At 71.8% G+C, this 19,496-nt stretch carries 13 protein-coding genes; 5 read left to right on the forward strand and 8 right to left on the reverse strand.

Translation table 11 applies throughout. The features are described from left to right. Positions 1 to 485: 485 nt before the first annotated feature. From F6X53_RS29990 to F6X53_RS30005, 4 genes are all read right to left on the reverse strand, one after another. Entirely contained in the window at positions 486 to 2,705 is a 2,220-nt protein-coding gene (locus tag F6X53_RS29990) for a 3-hydroxyacyl-CoA dehydrogenase NAD-binding domain-containing protein (RefSeq protein WP_151005269.1), read from the reverse strand. Positions 2,706 to 2,882: 177 nt separating this feature from the next. Next, positions 2,883 to 3,362: a DUF2059 domain-containing protein gene (locus F6X53_RS29995; protein WP_151005271.1), complete on the reverse strand. Its 480-nt coding sequence runs from the start codon at positions 3,360 to 3,362 to the stop codon at positions 2,883 to 2,885. A 145-nt stretch (positions 3,363 to 3,507) separates the two neighbouring features. After that, entirely contained in the window at positions 3,508 to 4,716 is a 1,209-nt protein-coding gene (locus F6X53_RS30000; protein ID WP_151005273.1) for an acetyl-CoA C-acetyltransferase, read from the reverse strand. Between the two features lie 186 nt (positions 4,717 to 4,902). After that, positions 4,903 to 6,696 carry an acyl-CoA dehydrogenase C-terminal domain-containing protein gene (locus tag F6X53_RS30005; RefSeq protein WP_151005275.1) on the reverse strand — a complete coding sequence of 598 codons (1,794 nt, stop codon included), beginning with the start codon at positions 6,694 to 6,696 and terminating at the stop codon, positions 4,903 to 4,905. 335 nt (positions 6,697 to 7,031) lie between these two features. Here F6X53_RS30005 and F6X53_RS30010 point away from each other — a divergent pair, with 335 nt between their 5' ends. Together F6X53_RS30010 and F6X53_RS30015 are read left to right on the forward strand one after the other, a co-directional pair. Further along, on the forward strand, positions 7,032 to 10,478 hold the full coding sequence (locus F6X53_RS30010; protein ID WP_151005277.1) for a tetratricopeptide repeat protein: 3,447 nt from the start codon (positions 7,032 to 7,034) through the stop codon (positions 10,476 to 10,478). Between the two features lie 159 nt (positions 10,479 to 10,637). Further along, the gene (locus F6X53_RS30015) at positions 10,638 to 11,075 is read left to right on the forward strand and encodes a DUF3429 domain-containing protein (protein WP_151005279.1); all 438 of its coding nucleotides are present in this window, start codon (positions 10,638 to 10,640) and stop codon (positions 11,073 to 11,075) included. Positions 11,076 to 11,221: 146 nt separating this feature from the next. Here F6X53_RS30015 and pdeM read toward each other — a convergent pair whose 3' ends face one another. The 3 genes from pdeM to F6X53_RS30030 are packed head-to-tail and all read right to left on the reverse strand — an operon-like array spanning position 11,222 to position 15,511. Further along, positions 11,222 to 11,935: a ligase-associated DNA damage response endonuclease PdeM gene (gene pdeM / locus F6X53_RS30020; protein ID WP_151005292.1), complete on the reverse strand. Its 714-nt coding sequence runs from the start codon at positions 11,933 to 11,935 to the stop codon at positions 11,222 to 11,224. A 35-nt stretch (positions 11,936 to 11,970) separates the two neighbouring features. Further along, on the reverse strand, positions 11,971 to 14,556 hold the full coding sequence (locus F6X53_RS30025; RefSeq protein WP_373875881.1) for a ligase-associated DNA damage response DEXH box helicase: 2,586 nt from the start codon (positions 14,554 to 14,556) through the stop codon (positions 11,971 to 11,973). Then, positions 14,549 to 15,511 carry an alpha/beta hydrolase gene (locus F6X53_RS30030; protein ID WP_151005281.1) on the reverse strand — a complete coding sequence of 321 codons (963 nt, stop codon included), beginning with the start codon at positions 15,509 to 15,511 and terminating at the stop codon, positions 14,549 to 14,551. The genes F6X53_RS30025 and F6X53_RS30030 overlap by 8 nt, the downstream gene beginning before the upstream one ends. A 316-nt stretch (positions 15,512 to 15,827) precedes the next feature. Here F6X53_RS30030 and F6X53_RS30035 point away from each other — a divergent pair, with 316 nt between their 5' ends. Together F6X53_RS30035 and F6X53_RS30040 are read left to right on the forward strand one after the other, a co-directional pair. After that, positions 15,828 to 16,169: a DUF6460 domain-containing protein gene (locus tag F6X53_RS30035; RefSeq protein WP_151005283.1), complete on the forward strand. Its 342-nt coding sequence runs from the start codon at positions 15,828 to 15,830 to the stop codon at positions 16,167 to 16,169. A 96-nt stretch (positions 16,170 to 16,265) separates the two neighbouring features. Then, positions 16,266 to 17,651, forward strand: a complete 1,386-nt coding sequence (locus tag F6X53_RS30040; protein ID WP_151005285.1) for an MATE family efflux transporter — start codon at positions 16,266 to 16,268, stop codon at positions 17,649 to 17,651. On the opposite strand, the gene F6X53_RS30045 is transcribed toward F6X53_RS30040, so the two are convergent. Further along, positions 17,620 to 17,991 (reverse strand): hypothetical protein, encoded by a 372-nt coding sequence (locus F6X53_RS30045; RefSeq protein ID WP_151005287.1) that lies wholly within the window; start codon positions 17,989 to 17,991, stop codon positions 17,620 to 17,622. The two genes, F6X53_RS30040 and F6X53_RS30045, sit on opposite strands and share 32 nt — an antisense overlap. Before the next feature lie 315 nt (positions 17,992 to 18,306). Between F6X53_RS30045 and F6X53_RS30050 the strand changes: the two genes are divergently transcribed. Beyond that, positions 18,307 to 19,191 carry an HpcH/HpaI aldolase/citrate lyase family protein gene (locus F6X53_RS30050; protein ID WP_151005289.1) on the forward strand — a complete coding sequence of 295 codons (885 nt, stop codon included), beginning with the start codon at positions 18,307 to 18,309 and terminating at the stop codon, positions 19,189 to 19,191. Positions 19,192 to 19,496: the final 305 nt, after the last annotated feature.

Here is a 19,496-nt window from a genome sequence, read left to right on the forward strand (position 1 = left end):
GATCCCATCCTTGCGCAAGCGGGCTTCGCGAAGAGCGGCCCAAGCGACTGTTCGGGTTCGATGGAATGGCAGGCGAAGACCCACGCTCACCCCCGGGCTTGGTGTCCCTTGGGAGCAACGGTCTTCCGCCTGCCACCGCACCCAGGACCATACCAGAGGCAGCGGAATTCAAGTTACAAGGGGTGCGCGTTATCCGGAGAAGTCGCATCCCTCACCCGGTCGGCTCGCGCCGACTCGACCTCTCCCGGACGGGAGAGGTGATGCGCTCGGACGTCCGCTCACAACGTCGGTCCGCGGTGCGGGAGGTGATCCTGTGATGCGCAGCGGATACCAGAACCAGCCCTGATGGCGCGATCGCCCCCCTCTCCCGTCCGGGAGAGGGTTGGGGTGAGGGGTACGCCCCCTCCGGAAAGGCCGCCTCCCTCGCCCGGTCGGCTGGCACCGCCTCGACCGCTCCTGCCCGGATGAGGCAGCGCCCCCCGGCCTCAGGCCGCGTGCTTCGCCGCCTCGCCGTAGAAGGTCGCGCCGGATTCAGCCATGCGGGCGAGGTTCTCCGGCACCGCGAAGCGGGGGCCGTGTTGGGCTTCCAGGGAGCGGGCGAGGTCCGCGAAGGCCGCCGCGCCCATGAAGTCGATGTAGGAGAGGGCGCCCCCAGTGAAGGGCGCGAAGCCGAAGCCGAGGATCGAGCCCACATCCGCCTCGCGCGGATCGGTGACGACGCCCTCGCCGACGGTGCGGGCGGCTTCCAGCGCCTGCACCACGAGAAGGCGATGCTTCAGCTCCTGCACGTCGACCGAATCCGGGTCGAGATGCGTCGGCTGCAGGTCCTTGAGGCCGGGCCAGAGGCGCTTCGGGGCGCCCTCGGAATAATCGTAGAAGCCCTTCCGGTTCTTGCGGCCGAGGCGGCCCTGGTTCTCGACGAGTTCGACCAGGAGCTGCTTCTGGGCCGGATCGACCGCGTCCGCCCCGAGCTGCGCCTCGGTGGCGCGGGCGATCTTGAGGCCGAGGTCGAGGGCGACCTCATCGTTGAGGGAGAGGGGCCCGACCGGCATGCCGGCCATGCGGCCCGCCGCCTCGATCATCGCCGGAGGCACGCCCTCGAGCAGCATCTTGTGGCCCTCGAGCAGGTAGGCCGTGACGCAGCGATTGGCGAAGAAGCCGCGCGAATCGTTGACGACGATCGGGGTCTTCTTGATCGCCCGGACGAAGTCGAGGGCCGTCGCGATGGCGCGCGCGCCGGTGGACTCGCCCTTGATGATCTCCACGAGCAGCATCTTCTCGACAGGGGAGAAGAAGTGGATGCCCACGAACTGGTCGGGCCGCCCCGAGGCCTTGGCGAGGCCCGAGATCGGCAGCGTCGAGGTGTTCGAGGCGAAGATCACCTCCGGGCCGATCACGGCCTCGACCTTGGCGATCACCTCGGCCTTCACCTTCGGGTCCTCGAACACCGCCTCGATCACGAGATCGCAGGCCTTCAGGTCGGCGTAGTCGGCGCTGGTGCGGATGCGCCCGAGGAGCGCGTCGCGGTCGGCGGTCTTGGCCCGGCCCTTGTTGATCTGGTTGGTCATCAGCGTGTGGGCATAGGCCTTGCCCTTCTCGGCGGCCTCCGGGCTCTGGTCGATCAGCACGACCTCCATACCGGCCTGGGCCGAGACGTAGGCGACGCCCGCGCCCATGAAGCCGGCGCCTACGACGCCCACGGTCCGCACGCTGGTGGCCGGCACGTCCTTCGGCCGGCGCGCGCCCTTGTTCAGCTCGCCCATGGAGATGAACAGGGTGCGGATCATCGCCGCCGCCTCGTTCGAGCGCAGGATCTTGGCGAAGTACCGGCTCTCGACGCGTAGCGCGAGGTCCATCGGCAATTGCAGGCCCTCGTAGACGGAGGCCAGGATCGCCTTGGCGGCCGGGTAGTTGTCGTGCGTCTCGCGGCGGTAGATCGCGTTGGCGGGGGGCCAGATCATCATGCCGGCGGGCGAGTAGACCTTGCCGGAGGGCGCCTTGAACTTCGGCACGTCCCACGCCGCGACGGCCGAGCCGCCGGCCTTGATCCAGGCCTTAGCCTTCTCGACGATCTCGGCCTTCGCGGCGACCTGATGGGCGAGGCCCATGTTCCGGGCCATCAGGGCGCGGATCTGCTCGCCCTTGAACAGCATCTGCAGGGCGTCGCCCGTCTGCATCAGCCGCGCCACGCGCTGCGTGCCGCCGGCGCCGGGGAAGAGCCCGACCTTGATCTCGGGCAGGCCGACGCGGGTCTTGTCGTCGTCGGCGAGCACCCGGTGGTGGCAGGCCAGCGCCAGCTCGAAGGCGCCGCCGAGGCAGATGCCCGAGATCGCCGCCGCGAACGGCTTCCCGCAGGTTTCGAGCTTCCGGTAGAGCAGCGTCAGGCGGCGGGATTCCTCGAAGAAGTGGCGCATGGCCGCCTCCTCGCCGGTCTCGGCCTTGAGCCGCTCGTACTCACGGCCGAGGCCCTGCAGCATGGTCAGGTCGGCGCCGCCGGAGAAATTGTCCTTGCCCGAGGTGATGACGCAACCCTTGATGGCGGGCTCGGCCGCGACCGCGTCGACGATGCGATTCAGCTCGTCCATCACCTCCGGGGTGATGACGTTCATCGAGCGGCCCGGCATGTCCCAGGTCGCGAGCGCGATGCCGTCGTGATCGGTCTCGAAGCGGAAGTTCTGCAGGTTGTCCAGGGACGTGTCGGGCATGGGTCGTATCCTCCGCAATCTCTTTGAGCCGGCTGCGCTGCCGCGGCGATCGAGGCGGCCCTGGCGGGCCGGGTCGGGTCTTGATGATCCTTGGGGCGAACGCGCGGGACGGGTTCGACCGGGAGGCGGCCCCCTCCGGCGGGCCTCTCGGCCCGGCGGAGGGGGAACAACCCCCGGTTACTTTTGCATGGGCATCCCGGGCTGGCCGCCGGCATTCTCCTGAGCGGCGGCGAGCGAGAGCATGTTGAGGAGCTTCGTCACCGCGTTCTGGGAAATCGTCGTCACGGTCGAGGACGGGTCCGCGTTGATCGCCTGGAACTTCTGGTAGGTCTTGTCGTCGTAGATGCCGTTGATGTGCTTCAGCTCGTCGAGGCTGAACTTGGCGGCGTATTCCTTCGACAGCCCGTCGACCATCACGGTCCGCTGCCGGTCGAACTCGGCGAGCGCCTCCTTGCGGAAGGCCTCCGCCTTGTCGTCCTTCATCGGCGCGATGGTCTTCTCCAGGGCCGTGCCGAAGCCGGTCTCGAGGTTCTTGATCAGGGTCTTCTGAACCAGGGTCTTGGCCTCGGCGAGCTTGTCGGCGGCCTCGTCGGCCCGGGCGGCGAGCGGGAAGCCCAGGATCGTGGTCAGGCAGAGGGTTGCGAGCAGTCGCGTCATCGTGGCGTTTCTCCCCTAGGGTTTCTCGATCCGCGCCGTCTCACGGTCACGGTCCGGCCGCCCTCTACCAGTGATCGCAAGGCTTTGGGAGCCGCGCGCAGGCGTCGCATCGCCCGAGCCGGCCCCTCGCGCCGCGCCCCGCCCGTCAGACCCGCTCGATGATGGTCGCGGTGCCCATGCCGGCGCCGATGCACAGGGTCACGAGGGCTCGCTCCTTGCCGGTGCGCTCCAGCTCGTCCAGGACGGTGCCGAGGATCATCGCACCGGTGGCGCCGAGCGGGTGGCCCATCGCGATGGCGCCGCCATTGACGTTCACGATCGCGGGATCGAGGTCGAAGGCCTGCTGGAAGCGCAGCACCACCGAGGCGAAGGCCTCGTTGATCTCGAACAGGTCGATATCCGAGAGCTGCATCCCGGCGCGCGCCAGCACCTTCCGGGTCACGTCGACGGGGCCGGTGAGCATCAAGGCCGGGTCCGAGCCGATATTGGCGAAGGCACGGATGCGGGCCCGGGGCTTGAGGCCGGCGCCGTTGCCGGCCTCGCGCGAGCCGATCAGCACGGCCGCCGCGCCGTCGACGATGCCCGACGAGTTGCCGGCATGGTGGACGTGCTCCACCGCCTCGACATCCGGATGCGCGTCGATCGCCACCGCGTCGAAGCCCCCCATCTGGCCCATCTGGACGAAGGAGGCCTTGAGCTGCCCCAGCGACTGCATGTCGGTGGCGGGCCGCATGTGCTCGTCATGGGCCAGCAGCGTGAGGCCGTTGACGTCGCGCACCGGCACGACCGAATCCTTGAACAGGCCCTGCTCCCAGGAGGCGGCCGAGCGCTTCTGCGACTGCACGGCGTAGCCGTCGCAATCGTCGCGGCTGAAACCGTACTTGGTGGCGATCAGGTCCGCCGAGACGCCCTGCGGCATGAAGTAGGACTTGATGGCGATGGCGGGATCGACCGGCCAAGCGCCGCCCGAGGCGCCGAGCCCGACCCGGCTCATCGACTCGACGCCGCCGCCCACCGTCATGTCGTGCTGGCCGGCCATCACCTGGGCGGCCGCGAAGTTGATGGCGTCGAGGCCCGAGGCGCAGAAGCGGTTGATCTGCACGCCCGGCACGTGGTTGCCGTAATCGGCCACCAGCGCCGCCGCGCGGGCGATGTCGCCGCCGGCCTCGCCGACCGGGTCGACGCAGCCCAGCACCACGTCGTCGATGCGGCGGGTGTCGAGGTCGTTGCGCTCCCGGAGGGCGCGCAGCGCCACCTCGGCGAGGCGCAGGGCCGTGACCTCGTGGAGCGCCCCGTCCGGCTTGCCGCGGCCGCGCGGCGTGCGGACGTGATCGTAGATATAGGCCTCGGGCATGTGCGTTTCCTCTTCTCCCTCCGCGCCGGGAGGGTGGCGAACGTCTCGCGTGAGCCGACCGGGCTTTCCCTTACCGGCAAGGACGCGTCTCGACCAAGCCGGACCGGTCGATCCCGCGCCCGCAGGACCGCCGGCCCCCCCCGGAACCCCGGGCGCGTCGGCCCGGTCCCGTCCGGTCCCCGATCCTCAGAAGGCGTCGACCGGCAGCGCCATGGTGCTGCCGGCGCCGGCCTTGATGCGGGTGAGGCGGATCGCGGTCTCGGGCAGGATCCGCTCCATGTAGAAGCGGCCGGTGATCAGCTTCGCCTCCATGCGCTCGGCCTGGGAGGCGTCCTCCGCCCGCTTGGCGAGCGCCGCCTTGGCGATCCGGGCCGACATGTAGCCCATGGCGACGAGGCCGAGGAGATGCAGGTAGTCGGTGGCGCCGGCACCGGCATTGTCGGGCTTCGAGAAGGCGTTCTGCATGAACCACATGGTGGCGCCCTGCAGGTCGTTGAGCCCCGCCTGGAGCGGGCCCGTGAAGGCCTTCAGCTCCGCGTCCTCGTCATGGTCCTTGATGAAGGTCTGGACCTCGCCGAGGAAGGTCATCATGGCCCGGCCGCCATCCTTCGGCAGCTTGCGGCCGATCAGGTCCATGGCCTGGATGCCGTTGGCGCCCTCGTAGATCATGGCGATGCGGGCATCGCGCACGAATTGCGACATCCCCCATTCCTCGATGTAGCCGTGGCCGCCGAACATCTGCTGGGCCTCGACCGCGTTGGCGAAGCCACGATCGGTGAGGACGGCCTTCACCACCGGGGTCATCAGGCCGAGGTAATCGTCCGCCGCCTGGCGCTCCTGAGCATCCTCGGAGCGGTGGGCGATGTCCGATTGCAGGGCGGTCCAGAGCATCAGGCCGCGGGCCGCCTCGTTGAAGGCGCGGATCTGCATCAGGGTGCGGCGCACGTCGGGATGCACGATGATCGGGTCGGCGGCCTTGTCGGGGGCCTTGGCGCCGGTGAGCGCCCGGCCCTGGAGCCGGTCCTTCGCGTAGGCGACCGCGTTCTGGTAGGCGACCTCCGACTGGCTCAGGCCCTGGACGCCGACGGCGAGGCGGGCCTCGTTCATCATCACGAACATGGCGTTGAGGCCGCGATTCGCCTCGCCGACGAGCCAGCCCCGGGCGCCGTCGTAATTCATCACGCAGGTCGCGTTGCCGTGGATGCCCATCTTGTGCTCGATCGAGCCGCAGGACACGCCGTTGCGGGCGCCCAGCGCCCCGTCATCCTCCACCAGGAACTTCGGCACGACGAAGAGCGAGATGCCCTTGGTGCCGGCCGGCGCGCCCTCGATCCGGGCGATGACGAGGTGGACGATGTTCTCGGCCATGTCGTGCTCGCCGGCCGAGATGAAGATCTTGGTGCCGGTGACGCTGTAGGAGCCGTCGCCGTTCGGGACCGCCTTGGTCTTGAGCAGGCCGAGATCGGTGCCGCAATGGGGCTCGGTGAGGTTCATGGTGCCGGTCCAGGCGCCCGAGACCATCTTCGGCAGATAGGTTTGCTTCTGCGCCTCCGAGCCGTGCACGAGGAGCGCCGCCACGGCGCCCTGGGTCAGGCCCGGATACATGCCGAGGGCGAGGTTCGCGCCCGAGGCGAATTCCTGGATCGCGGTGTTGAGGGTGTGGGGCAGGCCCTGGCCGCCATATTCCTCGGGCACCGAGAGGCCCATCCAGCCGCCCTGCGCGTAGGTGTCGTAGGCGGCCTTGAAGCCCTTCGGCGTGGTCACGGAGCCGTCGGGATGGCGCGTGCAGCCCTCCTGGTCTCCGGAGAGGTTGAGGGGGGCCAGCACGGTCTCGGCGAGCTTGGCACCCTCCGTGAGCACCGCCTCGACCATGTCGGGCGAGGCCTCCGAGAAGCCCGCGAGGTTGGAGCGGCCGTGGAAGCCGAGCACGTCGTTCAGCAGGAACAGGACGTCCTCGACCGGGGCGCGATAGCTCGGCATCTCGTATTCCTCCGCGTGCGGCGAACCTTGCGGTCGGGCGACCGGCGATTCCCTCGATAGTTCATATGTAAACTATCTCCCGCCCGGAGGGCAAGGGGGTCGGCGTCGCGGCCCTGGCGGCGACCACCGCCACGCGAGTCGGCGGGGCCGGGCGCGTGCCCGGACGGGCGCACCTCCCGGGAATGTTCGATTGAAGACAAGGCTTAACGGCCTGTTTACCAAGAAAGTTAAAAGTCGCCCACAACCGATCCGACGGAACGGCCCCGGGACTCTTGTCCGGCGGGCCGCGACCCTGCCGGGCCGGGCGCCGCAGGCCGCCGACCCCAGGGCTGAAGATGAGACGCAACGCCACGCCGAGCTTCGAAAGCTTCGATCCCGACGTGCTCGAAGCGGCCCGCGACGTCGCGCGCCGGGCCGGCGTGCCGCTCGAGACCTGGATCTCCTCGGTGGTCCCGTCCGAGGGCAAGACCGCGCCCCGCAAGCCGACCGCGCCCAAGCCCACCACATCCAGGCCCATCGTTCACAAGCCGTCCGTGCAAAAGCGCCGCCGCGCCGACGAACCCGCCGGTTTGGTGACGCCGCCGCCGTCACCCGCCCGTCACCCCGCCGACCCGAGGCCGGCGCCCGGCGTCTCTCAGGACGCGCCGGCCCTGCGCACCGCGTCCCCGGCGCCCGCGCCGATCGACCGCTTCGGTGAGACCGTCGAGGCCCTGATGCGGCGCCTCGACGCGATCGACCGCACCATCGCGGAGGAGCGCACGGCCTCGCAGGCGGCCGCGAGCCAGCGCATCTCCGAGATCGAGACCCGGATCAGCGGTGCCCTCGATGCCGGCACGGCGCCGGTGCAGAAGGTCGCCGAGCGGCTCGGCGACATCGAGCGGCGCATGACCGAACTCGGCGAGCAGCTCGCCGCGCCGCGGCCCCTCGGCCGCCGCGGCCGCCCCGCCGTCGCGGAGGTGCGCGACGCCGTGAGCGAGATCCGCCAGCGCCAGCGCGAGCTCGACGGCGCGGCCCCGGAGGCCGGCATCGTCGCGGCGATGCGCGAGGACCTCGCCCGGCGGCTGGAAGGTGCCGAAGCCGCGGCCGAGCCCTCGTCGCAGATCACGGAATTGCAGCGAGAGACCACGCGCCTGCGCGAATCCATCGGCGGCCTCGCCACCGGCCACGATGTCGGCGCGCTGGAGCAGGCGATGCTGTCGCTGGCGAGCGGCGTGCAGCGGGCGCAGGAGCCCGCCGACCTCGCGGCGATCGCAGCGCCGATCGAGCTGATCCGGGTGCAGGTCGAGCGCCTCGCCGACGACGTCGCCGACAACGTCCATGCCCGGGTGGCGAGCGACGTGGAGCGGCTGGCGACGCGGGTCGACACCGTGCTGGCCGGCGGCTCCGGGGCTTTCGCCGACCGGGACGCCGTCGCGAACCTGTTCCGCGAGCTCGACGAGATCCGCCGCCTCGTCTCCGCCCTGGCGGGACCGGAGCGGATCCAGGGCCTGGCGCAGGGGCTCCAGGCCATCAGCGCGCAGATCGCGCAGCTCCAGTCGGGCTTCGGCGGCGAGCATTCCGACATGGCCGAGCTGCGCCCGCTCCTCGAGGAGATCCGCAGCGGCCTGCAGGCGCCGGGCGCCCGGCCCCTCGCGGATCAGATCCAGGCGATGGCCGCCAAGGTCGACGCGCTCCACCATTCCGCCGCCCAAAGCGGTCCCACGGATTCCCGCGCCATCCTGGGGCGCATCGACGCGCTCGCCGCCAAGGTCAATCCGGTCGGCGACCTGATCGGGCGGCTGGAGCATCTCGGCGAGAGCCTGCGCCAGCCCACGCCGCCGAGCGGCGATCTCAGCGCCATTCAGGGCATGCTGCACAGCCTCGCCGACAAGGTTGACCGGGTCGGCGCGCGCGGCGGCGGCGACGGCCTCGACGCGCTGGAGAAGCAGGTCCTGGCCCTGGCGAGCCGCCTCGAATCCCGCAGCGCCGACCCGGCCCTCGCGAGCCTGGAGCGGACCATGGGCGACCTCGTCGCCCAGGTCTCGGCGCTCCGCGACGAGGCGCCGATCGCGGCCGTCGTCGAGCGGGCGACCCGCAGCGCCGTGACGGAGAGCCTCGGCGGGCGCGCCCCCGAGGCCCAGGCGCTCGGCATCCTCAAGGCCGGCCTCGCCGACCTGCGCAGCGACCATGCCGCCGCCGACGAGCGGCTGCACGCGACCCTGTCGGGCGTGCAATCCGCCCTCGACCGGCTCGCGGCCCGCCTCGGTCCGGAAACCGGCCCTGCCTCTCCGCAGGCCGCCCTGCTGGCGCAGGTCCAGCCGCCGGCGCCGGGCGCCCGCGACGATCTCGAGGCCCGCCTCCTCGCCTCGACCGGGGTCCAGGCTCCCCGCGCCCGCGCCTCGCGCCGGCCGGAACTGCCGCGGGTCTCGGTCTCGCCCGCCGCCCCTGCGGCCGAGGCGTCGCGCGTCAGCGACGAGCTGCTGGAGCCCGGTGCCGGTCGGCCGGCCCGCGAGCGCGCCCTGGCCACGCCCGAGACCCATGAGGCCGGCGCCGAGGCCTCCGCCGACATCAAGACGAGCTTCATCGCGGCGGCCCGACGCGCCGCCCAGGCCGCGCAGGCGGAGGTCGCCAGCGAGGCGAGCTTCGCGGGCGAGCGGCGCGAGGAGCGCATGAGCCTGCGCCAGGCCGTGGCGACACCCGCCCTGGACGGCAACGGCCGGGTCGCGCGGCTGCGCGCCGAGATCCAGCGCCGCCGCCGGCCGCTGCTCCTCGGCCTCGCCGCCATCGTGCTGGTGCTCGGCGCCCTCCAGGCCGTGTCCATGCGGGGCGAATCCACCTCGGAGCCCGCGCGGGCGCCGATGATCGCGGCCCCGAAGGCCGAGGCACCCGCCCGGGAGCTACCCCCGTCGGCCGGCGAGGCCCAGGCGACCGCCCCGGCGCCCGCCCCGACCGCTTCGCCCCCGGCCGACCCGCAGACCACGCAATCGATCCCGGGGGCCGGCGAGACGGCACCCACCCCGGGGCCTCAGTCCAGCCGCTCGGGCGTGCCGTCGGTGGGCGGGATGTCGGCGCTCGCCGGCGACCTCGCGGGCCTGCCGCCCGGCCTCGCCAAGCTGCGCCAGTCGGTGCTGGAGGGTGACGGCGCCGCGATCTACGAGCTCGCCGGCCGCGAGGCCGATGGGCGCGGCCTGCCGCGCGACCTCGCCCTCGCCGCCAAGCTCTACGAGAAGCTCGCGCAGGCCGGCTACGCGCCGGCCCAGTACAAGCTCGCCGGGCATTACGAGAAGGGCTCCGGCGTGCTGCGCGACCTCGGGCCGGCCAAGCTCTGGTACGGGCGCGCGGCCGAGCAGGGCCATGCCCGCTCCATGCACAACCTCGCGGTGCTCTACGCCGAGAACCCCGCCGCCTCCGGCCGGCCCGATTACGCCTCGGCCGCCTCGTGGTTCCGCCGCGCCGCCGAGTACGGGGTGCGCGACAGCCAGTACAACCTCGCGGTGCTCTACGCGCGCGGGCTCGGCCTGACCCAGGACCTGATGCAATCCTATGCCTGGTTCTCCGCCGCCGCGGCGCAGGGGGACGAGGATGCGGGCAAGAAGCGCGACGATGTCGGGAGCAAGATGAGCCCGGGCGATCTTGCCAAGGCCCGCAGCATCACGGCGGCGTTCCGGCCGCACAAGGTCGATCCCGCCGTCAACGAGCCGCCGGCCGCGAAGGACGCGGGCGGAGGGGCGATGAGCCTCCTCGGTGCGCCCCCGCCCACCTCTGCACCGCCGGGCATGACCCTCCCGAGCCGGCGCAGCTGACGGCCGGCAGACGGCGCGGATGCGCACCGGCCGGCTCGCCCGAACGCGCGAGCTTGACCACAGTGCCGCAGTGCGGGAACCGCCCGCATCCGCAGCCGTATAAAACTCTGGAACGAAATCCGGATCGCCCCCGCGGGCGATCCTCAGCCCGGAGTTCGGATGGCGCGCGTGACCCCGGTCCCGATGGGGGCCGTCATCCTCGGCGTGGCGGGGCTCATCCCGTTCCTCGGCTTCGCGGCGCTCGCCGTGAGCGGCAGCGACGGCGGGCTCGGCACCATCGGGTTGTCCCCGCGCACCATCCTGTCCGCCTACGGCGCCGTGATCGCCTCCTTCCTCGGCGGCATCCGCTGGGGCGCGGCGGCTGCCCGCAATGCCGGCAACGCCGACTATCTCGTGGCCATCATTCCCTCGCTGCTGGCCTGGGCGGCGCTCGCCGCGCCCGCGCCCTGGGACCTGCGCATCCTCGGGATCCTGGTCCTGGCCTGGGGCCTGATCGACCAGGACCTGCCCCGGCGCGGCCTCGTGCCGACCTGGCTCGGACGGCTGCGGCTGGTGCTGTCGGGGGTGGCCGGGGCAGCCCTGCTGGTGGCGGCCTAGACCCGTTCCGCGCGCGGCCCTCCGCGATTGCGGTCACGGCCGAGGATGCTCGCTCCTAGGCCGGACGGGCATCAGCCCGCCGGGACGCGACCTCACGGGCGAGGTCGGATGTTTGGCACCCGTTGCCCAGCCCCAGATCTCGATCGCTAATCCCGCACCAGCATGGTCCGCCCGATCGTGAAGACCCGGCCGTCGCCGAGGAGATGGGCCGTGAAGCCGTTCGGGAAGAGGGGGTCGAAGGCGGCGTTGCGCACGTTCAGGCCCCCCGTGTAGGCCCCGAAGGCCGGCATGATCAGGCGGTGGCCGTCGCCGACGAAGCAGCGGCGGCGAACGGTGCGGCCCCGCATCGCGACCTTGCCGCAGGGGTGGAGATGGCCCGCGATCTCGCCCTCGGGCGCTCCGATACGGGGCTCGTGCCGGAGCGTCAGGCCGCCGAGGCTCAGGGTCTCGGCATAGCGCCCGCCGACGCCCTCGTGGACCGCCGCATCGTGGTTGCCGGCGATCCAGACCCAGTCGCGGCCGTCCTGGAGTGCCGCCACCATGGCGCGGTCGCCGGGCTCCAGCCGCTCGGGCCCGCGGGCATCGTGGAAGGAATCCCCGAGGGCGACGACGCAGGCCGGGTCGAACCGGGCCACCGCCTCGTGCAGGCAGGCCAGGGTCTCGCGGGTGTCGTAGGGCGGCAGGAACTGGCCCGAGCGCACCGCGTAGGCCGAGCCCTTCTCGAGGTGCAGGTCGGAGACGATCAGGGTGCGGTGGGCCTCGAGCCAGAGGCCGCCGCAGCGATCGAGGGTGAGGGTTTCGCCGGCGAGCCGGAGGCCGGGGGCCTTGGTGGTCTTCTCAAGTCTCTGGCCGAGCGCCAAGATCGCATCCTCAGGTGACGGGGAGGGCGGTTCGCTCACGCCAGCGCTTCTTCGAGAAGCAGCGCCTCGGCCTCGGCCAGAATCTCGTCGGCCCCCTCGCCGTAGACCCGCTCACGCCCGATCTCGAGCATGACGGAGACGGAGAGTGGCGAGACGCGGTCGAGCGCCTTGTGGATGATTCGCCCCTGGATGCGCTGTAGCATCATACCGAGGCGCTTCACGTCGAGGAGTCCGGTTGCCGCATCCTGGCGCGCGGCGCGCAGGAGCAGGTGATCGGGCTGGTGCTTGCGCAGCACGTCGTAGATTAGGTCCGTCGAGATCGTCACCTGCCGGCCGGTCTTCTTCTGGCCCGGATAGCGCCGCTCGATCAGCCCGGCGATCACGGCGCATTGCCGGAAGGTGCGCTTCATCATGGCGGATTCGTCGAGCCAGGCTTCGAGATCGTCGCCGAGCATGTCCTGCGCGAACAGGTCTTCGAGGAAGCCCGGCGACAGGCCGATGCGCTCGCTGACATCGCGGCTCGTCCAGATGGCGATGCCGTAATCGTTGGCCGCGAATCCGAGCGGCCTCAGCCGCGCCCGCTCCAGCCGCCGGGTCAGCAGCATGCCGAGCGTCTGGTGCGCGAGCCTCCCCTCGAACGGGAAGGCCGTGAGGTAGAACCGCCCACCCCGCGGAAAGGTCTCGACCAGGAGATCGCGGGGCCCGGGCAGGATCGAGCGGCGGCGCTGTTGCAGAAGGTAGTCGGAGACCTGCCGCGGCAGCCGGTCCCACGCGAACGGATCGGCGATCAGCGCGCGGACGCGGGCCGCCAGGAAGGTCGAGAGCGGGAACTTGGCGCCCGCGTAGGAGGGGATGGCCGGGTCGGTGCCGGGCCCGGCCTTCGTCACCATGGCCTCGTCCTCGGCGAGCCCCTCGAAGCGCAGGACCTCGCCGGCGAACAGGAAGGTGTCGCCCACCGTCAGGGTCTCGGCGAAATCCTCCTCGATCTCGCCCAGCACCCGACCGGTCTTCGGCAGCACCGTGCCGGGCCTGCCCCGGAGCGCGCGGGCGAGCCGCACCTTGACCTTGGTGGCCTCGATGATGGTGCCGACATTCATCCGGTATTGCTGCGCCACCCGGGCGTCGCGCACCCGCCAGAGGCCGTCGGGCCCGCGCAGGATCTTGGCGAAGCGCTCATAGGCCCGGAGTGCGTAGCCGCCGGTGGCCACGTAATCGACGACCTGCTCGAATTCCTCCCAGGGGAGGCCGGCATAGGGCGCGGCCGAGACGATCTCCTCGTAGAGCCGCAGCGGGTCGAAAGCGTCGGCGCAGGCCATGCCGAGGACGTGCTGGGCCAGCACGTCCGGGGCGCCGAGGCGGGCATCGGGCGTGTCCTGCGCGGCCTCCTCGACGGCGTCGAGGGCGGCTTGGCATTCCAGCATCTCGAAGCGGTTGCCGGGGACGAGATAGGCCTTCGAGGGCTCGTCCATGCGGTGGTTGGCGCGGCCGATCCGCTGCATGATCCGGCTCGCGCCCTTGGGCGCCCCGATATTGATGACGAGGTCGACATCGCCCCAGTCGATGCCGAGATCGAGGGTCGCCGTGCACACGATGGCGCGCAGCTGCCCCGCCGCCATCGCGGCCTCGACCCGGCGCCGCTGGGTCGCGTCGAGGGAGCCGTGATGCAGCGCGATCGGCAGCACGTCGTCGTTGAGGCGCCACAGCTCCTGGAAGGTGTACTCGGCCTGCAGGCGGGTGTTGACGAAGACCAGCACGGTGCGGTGCTGGCGGATCAGCGCGTAGATCGCCGGCATCGACTGCCAGGCGGTGTGGCCAGCGAGCGGCAGGCGAAGGCCCGTGTCGAGCATGCGCAGATCCGCCGCCGCGCCCCCCCGCACCACCACGAGCTCCGCCATGGACGGGGCGGGGAGGGGAGCGGGCGGTTCCGGGTCGTCCTCGGCAGCGGCCGGCCTTGCCTGCGGCACGAGGTATTTCCGCAGCTCGTCGGGCTCCCGCACCGTCGCGGAGAGCCCGATGGCGGTCAGCGCCGGGCTGAGGCGGTGGAGCCGCGCCAGCGCGAGGGAGAGCAGGTCGCCCCGCTTCGAGGTGACGAGGGCGTGCAGCTCATCGAGGACGACGCAGCGCAGATCCGCGAACAGGTCCGCGGCCTCGCGATGCGCGATCAGGAGCGAGAGCTGCTCGGGGGTGGTCAGCAGGATGTCGGGCGGGCGGGCAATCTGGCGGGTGCGCTTGTGGGCCGGGGTGTCGCCCGTGCGGGTCTCGACCCGGATGTCGAGGCCCATCTCGGCGATCGGGGTCTCGAGGTTGCGGGCGATGTCGACCGCGAGCGCCTTGAGGGGCGAGACGTAGAGGGTGTGCAGGCCGCGCGCCTCGCCGCGCGCCGTGCTGGTCCCCCGGCCGGCCCCTGCCAGGGCGACGAGGCTCGGCAGGAACCCCGCCAGGGTCTTGCCCGCGCCGGTCGGGGCCACCAGGAGGGCGGATCGGCCGCTGCCGGCGAGGCGCAGCAGCTCGAGCTGGTGGGCCCGGGGCTGCCAGCCGCGGGCGGCGAACCAATCGGCGAACCGAGCCGGGAGACGCGGCGTCTCCGGCGGCGCGTTCTCGGGCGGGGGAATGTCAGGCAAGGGCCGTGAGGAAGCGGTCGATCAGCTCCAGGGCCCGCGCGGTCATCTCGCCCGGGTAGCGCACGAAGACGTGGCAGCCGCCCGGATACACGGCGGTGTGGCCGCCATTGCCGGCCGCCGCCCAGCGGGCCGACATGTAGAGGGTGTCGTCGAGGAGCGGGTCGGCGGTGCCGATGGTGAAGAGCGCGGGCGGCAGGCCCTTGAGCTCGGCATAGAGGGGCGAGACGTCGGGCCGGCGCCGGTCGACGCCCTCGCGCACGTAGTCGTTCGCGAAGGTGGTGAGGTCGCGGGTGTTCACCACCAGCCGCTCTTCGCCCCAGTTGCGCACGCTGGGGGTCAGGCCGAGATCGTAGAAGCCGGCATTGAGGTTCGCGCCCCGGAAGGCGCGGGGCAGATTGTGGCGGTCGCGCAGGCGCAGCAGCACCATCACGGCGAGGTGAGCGCCGACCGACTCGCCCCCGATCGTGAGCGCGGTGACGCCGAGCTCCGCCCGGCCGGGGCCCGCGAGCCAGAGGGCCGCCGCCTCGCAATCCTCCAGGGCCGCCGGGTAGGGATGCTCCGGAGCGAGCCGGTACTCGACCGAGAGACAGATGAAGCCGCAATTGTCGGCGATGCGCTCCAGCCACGGGTCCTGCTCGTCGGCCGAGCCCCAGACCCAGCCGCCCCGGTGAACGTGCAGGTAGGCGCCGCGGGGGGACTGACCGGGCCTCAGGCGCGGGCGGATGATCCGGAGCGCCAGGGGCCCGGCCGGGCCGTCGATCGTGACGGTTTCGGCGCGCGCGCTGCGCGGCATCGCCGGGGAGGCCTGGGTGCCGCGGCGGCGGCGTGCGCGCACCTCGGCGATCGGCAAGGACCAGGGATCTTCCTGGGCCGCGTGCGCGGCGACGATCTCGGCATTGAGCCGCTTCGTCTCCGGATCGATCGTCGCCGGATCGAAGAGGGCGTGGTCGATCATCGCTGCGGGGTCTCGTGCATGGCGGTTTGAGCGTAAAGCCGGTTTAAGCGTAACACGATTGTGCGCAAGCTTGGACCATCGGTCCGGGCTTTCCGCACAGGTGGGTCGCTGAGTCTCCGGCGGCGTTATCCGGCCGTCCGCCTCTTGACCAGCCCATCTTGGCGGCTCGCCCTCGCGTTGCCATCTCGGGCGCAGGCGTGAGACGGCCTAACGCCCGGACCGGCATCCGGTTTCGTCGGCGGTGTGACGCGCGCGTCACGCTTCTGCCGGGTTCGGATCGTTGGAAGGCCGGAGACCGGGCCCGAAGGGACAACGAATGATCGTCGAGCACGACCCGCGCAGCCAGGGGCCGAACTACCAGGCCCCCCCGCCGGGCTACCATGGCTACGGCCGGCCTTCCGGCCTGCGCCGCTTCCTCGGGGGCTCGCCGACGGCGGTGTTCCTGCGGCTCCTGTTCCTGTCGATCCTCGTCGGCGCCTTCATGGCGATGCTCGGGCTCACCCCCGCGCGCCTGTTCTGGCACGTCTACGACACCGCCCGGAGCCTCATCGACCTCGGCCTCGAGACCTTCCACGATTTCGGCGGCTGGATCCTGGCGGGCGCCGTCGTGGTGGTGCCGCTCTGGCTGATCTCGCGGCTGTTCGCGGTCTCGAAATAGCGCCGCCGGCGTCCCTTCGGGCTTCAAGCGCCCCGGAGCCCGTCGATCCCGGCACCTGATCCCCTCGGGCATCTCTCACGGAGGCGCGTGGCCTCGATGATCTCTTCCGGCCCGGTGACCGGCCGGCGCGTTCTCGCGCTCGCCCTGCCGATGACGCTCGCGAACGTCACCACGCCGCTCCTCGGCTTCGTCGGAGCGGCGGTGATCGGGCGGCTCGGCGATGCGGCGCTCCTCGGCGCGGTGGCCCTCGGGGCCGTGATCTTCGACGCGATCTTCTGGTCCTTCGGGTCGCTGCGCATGGCCACCGCCGGCCTGACCGCGCAGGCGGTGGGGGCGGGCGACCGCCGGGAGATCGACCGGACGCTCGCGCGCGCCCTCGCGGCCGGGGCGCTGGCCGGGCTCGGGCTCGTGGCGCTGCAGGGGCCGATCGCGGCGGGCGCCTTCGCGCTGAGCGGGGCGAGCCCCGCCGTGACGGCGGGACTGGCGACCTACTTCCACATCCGGATCTTCGCGGCGCCCTTCACGCTGGCGAACTACGCCGTGCTCGGCTCCGTCCTCGGGCGCGGACGCACCGATCTCGGCCTGGTGCTGCAGGTCGCCATCAACCTCACCAACATTGCTCTGACGCTCGGGCTGGTGCTCGGGGCGGGGCTCGGCCTCGCGGGGGCGGCCCTGGCGACGCTCCTGGCCGAGGCGGCGGGAACCGGGCTCGGGCTCATCCTCCTGGCCCGCCTCGGCTCGCACCCGTTCCGGGTGCCGTTCGCGGCCGTGCGCGATCCGGCCTCCCTGCGGCGGATGCTCAGCGTCAACGCCGACGTGATCGTCCGGACGCTCGCGCTGGTGGCCGCCATCGCGATCTTCTCGGCCCTCGGGGCCCGCTCGGGCGACGCGGTGTTGGCCGCCAACGCGGTCCTGTGGAATCTCTTCCTGATCGGCGGGTTTTTCCTCGACGGCTTCGCGACCGCGGCCGAGACCCTGTGCGGGCAGGCGGTGGGCGCGCGCGACGAGGCGGGGTTCCGCCGTGCGGTGGGGCTGAGCCTGCGCTGGTGCCTCGGCTTCGGCCTCGCCGTCAGCCTCGTCTCCCTCGTCTTCGGGCCGGCCTTCATCGACACCGTGACGACGAGTCCCGAGGTGCGCGAGACAGCGCGCGGCGCCCTCTTCCTCGCCGCTCTCGCCTCCTTCGTGGCGGCGGCGCCCTTCGCCTTCGACGGGGTCTATATCGGCGCCACCTGGACCCGGGCCATGCGCAACCTGATGCTCGCCGCCCTCCTGGCCGACGGGATCGCGCTGGCCGCCGTGCAGGCGTTGGGCCTCGGCAATACCGGCCTGTGGCTGTCGTTCCTCGGCTTCCTCGCCGCCCGGGGCATCGGGCAGATCCTGGCCTATCCGGGTCTGGTGCGGCAAACCTTCGGGGGCGCGGTCCCGGCCGAGGGCGGCGCGCCGGAATGGCTCAGCGCGGATTCTTCCAGGTCGAGCCGCTGACCGAGCCCGTGGCTGTGGGCACCGCCGGAGTCAGGCTGCGGGGGGCCGGCTCGGAGACGGCGCTGCGCGCGATCGGCGCACGGGATGGCGGCGCGGCCTCGGCCCGGCGGCGCAGGGCCCGGGCGCGGCGGGCGCGGCGCGGCCCCGCCCGCTCCGTCGAGGAGCCGACGACGCCCCCGATGATGGCGCCCGCCACGGCCCCGACCGGGCCGCCGACCAGGGCCCCGGCCACGGCGCCGGAGCCGACCCCGACCGTGGTGTTGTTCGCGGCCAGCACCGCCTGAGGTGCCGCCAGGGAAGCCGCGAGGGCCAGCATCGCGCCGAGACAAATTGCCTTCATTGGAAAAACATCCCCCAGATCGGTTGGACCGCCTTTGCCGCCCGAAGGTGACCAAACAGGGGCGCGTCCAAGCCCACACCGGAGCCCGCACCCGAGGCCGCGCCCGAGCCCGCGCCCGATGGGCAAGACCCGGTTTGTCATGGTTTCGTGACCGGGTAAGAGCCGGGCAGCTAGGCGCCGAAGGCCGGGTTCGTCTAAATCTGGCCGTCGCGACTCGGTGTCAAACGCGGCCGTTTATCGCGTATTTTGAATTCAGTTCGTTGGTATGGACGGTGCCTCCGGTTAGGGTCCGCCCAAACCGAAAAGGGTCCCGCCATGTCCGATCTCCGTCTCCGCCGCAGCGTGCTCTACATGCCGGGTTCCAACCTCCGGGCGCTCGAGAAGGCCAAGACGCTGCCGGCCGACGCGCTGATCCTCGATCTCGAGGATGCTGTGGGCCCGGAGGAGAAGGACCTCGCCCGCGAGCAGGTCTGCGCGGCCGTGAAGAGCGGCGGCTACGGCGACCGCGAGCTGATCATCCGGGTCAACGCCCCGCAGACCCCGTGGGGCGACGCGGATCTGCGCACCGCGATCGAGGCCCGGCCCGACGCGATCCTGATGCCGAAGGTCTCCTCGCCGGCTGTGCTGGAGAGCATCGCCGACCATCTCGAAGCCCTCGACGCCCCCCCTGAGATCAAGATCTGGGCGATGATCGAGACCCCGGCCGCGATCCTCAATATCCAGAAGATCGCCGCCGCCCGCCGCGACCCGCGCACCCGGCTCACCTGCTTCGTGCTCGGCACCAACGACCTCGCCAAGGACACCTGGGCCCAGCTCGTCCCCGGCCGCGTCCCGATGCTGCCCTGGATGATGTTCACCCTCGCGGCCGCCCGCGCCGAGAGCCTCACCATCCTCGACGGCGTCTGGAACGACATCGCCGATGTCGAGGGCTGCCGCGTCGAGTGCCGCCAATCCCGCGACCTCGGCTTCGACGGCAAGACCCTGATCCACCCCAATCAGCTCGAGCCCGCCAACACCTCGTTTGCCCCGACTGCGGAGGAGGTGCGCCGCGCCAGCCTGGTGATCGACGCCTTCGACAAGCCCGAGAACGCCAAGCGCGGCGCCATCAAGGTCGAGGGGCGCATGTACGAGCGCCAGCATATCGGCATGGCCAAGCGCGCGGTCTCGTGGTCGGAGGCCATCGCCTCGAAGGGCTTCTGAGCGAGACGCGGGTCAAGCTGGCCTCTGCCCGAGGGCTCGGCGCCGCTCGGGCCCCTTCGGGCCCTCGAGATCCGTCGACGCCGCGCCTCGGCGGCGTCCGTCCCGGCGTCGCGCCCGCCGACGCCATCCGGGCTCACCGGACCTCGATCCCACGCGGCCGCCGGTCTGCCCGACTTGGTGACGGCCCAGGCCCTGACCGCGTGACGGAGGGGCCCGCGAGGACCAACCCACGGCCTAGGTGTTTGGTCCCGGTATTTGGTGGTGCGGGTTCTGGGTGAACCTAGAGGGCTCCTCCGTCCAGGCTT

Origin of the sequence: Methylobacterium soli, assembly GCF_008806385.1 — a bacterium.
Classification (GTDB): Bacteria; Pseudomonadota; Alphaproteobacteria; order Rhizobiales; family Beijerinckiaceae; genus Methylobacterium; species Methylobacterium soli.

Excerpts from the sequence above, each read along its gene's own strand:
- F6X53_RS29995 (WP_151005271.1), bottom strand. The coding sequence starts at position 3,362 with ATGACGCGACTGCTCGCAACCCTCTGCCTGACCACGATCCTGGGCTTC.
- F6X53_RS30015 (WP_151005279.1), top strand. The coding sequence starts at position 10,638 with ATGGCGCGCGTGACCCCGGTCCCGATGGGGGCCGTCATCCTCGGCGTG.
- F6X53_RS30050 (WP_151005289.1), top strand. The coding sequence starts at position 18,307 with ATGTCCGATCTCCGTCTCCGCCGCAGCGTGCTCTACATGCCGGGTTCC.
- F6X53_RS29990 (WP_151005269.1), bottom strand. The coding sequence starts at position 2,705 with ATGCCCGACACGTCCCTGGACAACCTGCAGAACTTCCGCTTCGAGACC.
- F6X53_RS30045 (WP_151005287.1), bottom strand. The coding sequence starts at position 17,991 with ATGAAGGCAATTTGTCTCGGCGCGATGCTGGCCCTCGCGGCTTCCCTG.
- F6X53_RS30040 (WP_151005285.1), top strand. The coding sequence starts at position 16,266 with ATGATCTCTTCCGGCCCGGTGACCGGCCGGCGCGTTCTCGCGCTCGCC.
- F6X53_RS30010 (WP_151005277.1), top strand. The coding sequence starts at position 7,032 with ATGAGACGCAACGCCACGCCGAGCTTCGAAAGCTTCGATCCCGACGTG.
- F6X53_RS30030 (WP_151005281.1), bottom strand. The coding sequence starts at position 15,511 with ATGATCGACCACGCCCTCTTCGATCCGGCGACGATCGATCCGGAGACG.
- F6X53_RS30000 (WP_151005273.1), bottom strand. The coding sequence starts at position 4,716 with ATGCCCGAGGCCTATATCTACGATCACGTCCGCACGCCGCGCGGCCGC.
- F6X53_RS30005 (WP_151005275.1), bottom strand. The coding sequence starts at position 6,696 with ATGCCGAGCTATCGCGCCCCGGTCGAGGACGTCCTGTTCCTGCTGAAC.
- F6X53_RS30035 (WP_151005283.1), top strand. The coding sequence starts at position 15,828 with ATGATCGTCGAGCACGACCCGCGCAGCCAGGGGCCGAACTACCAGGCC.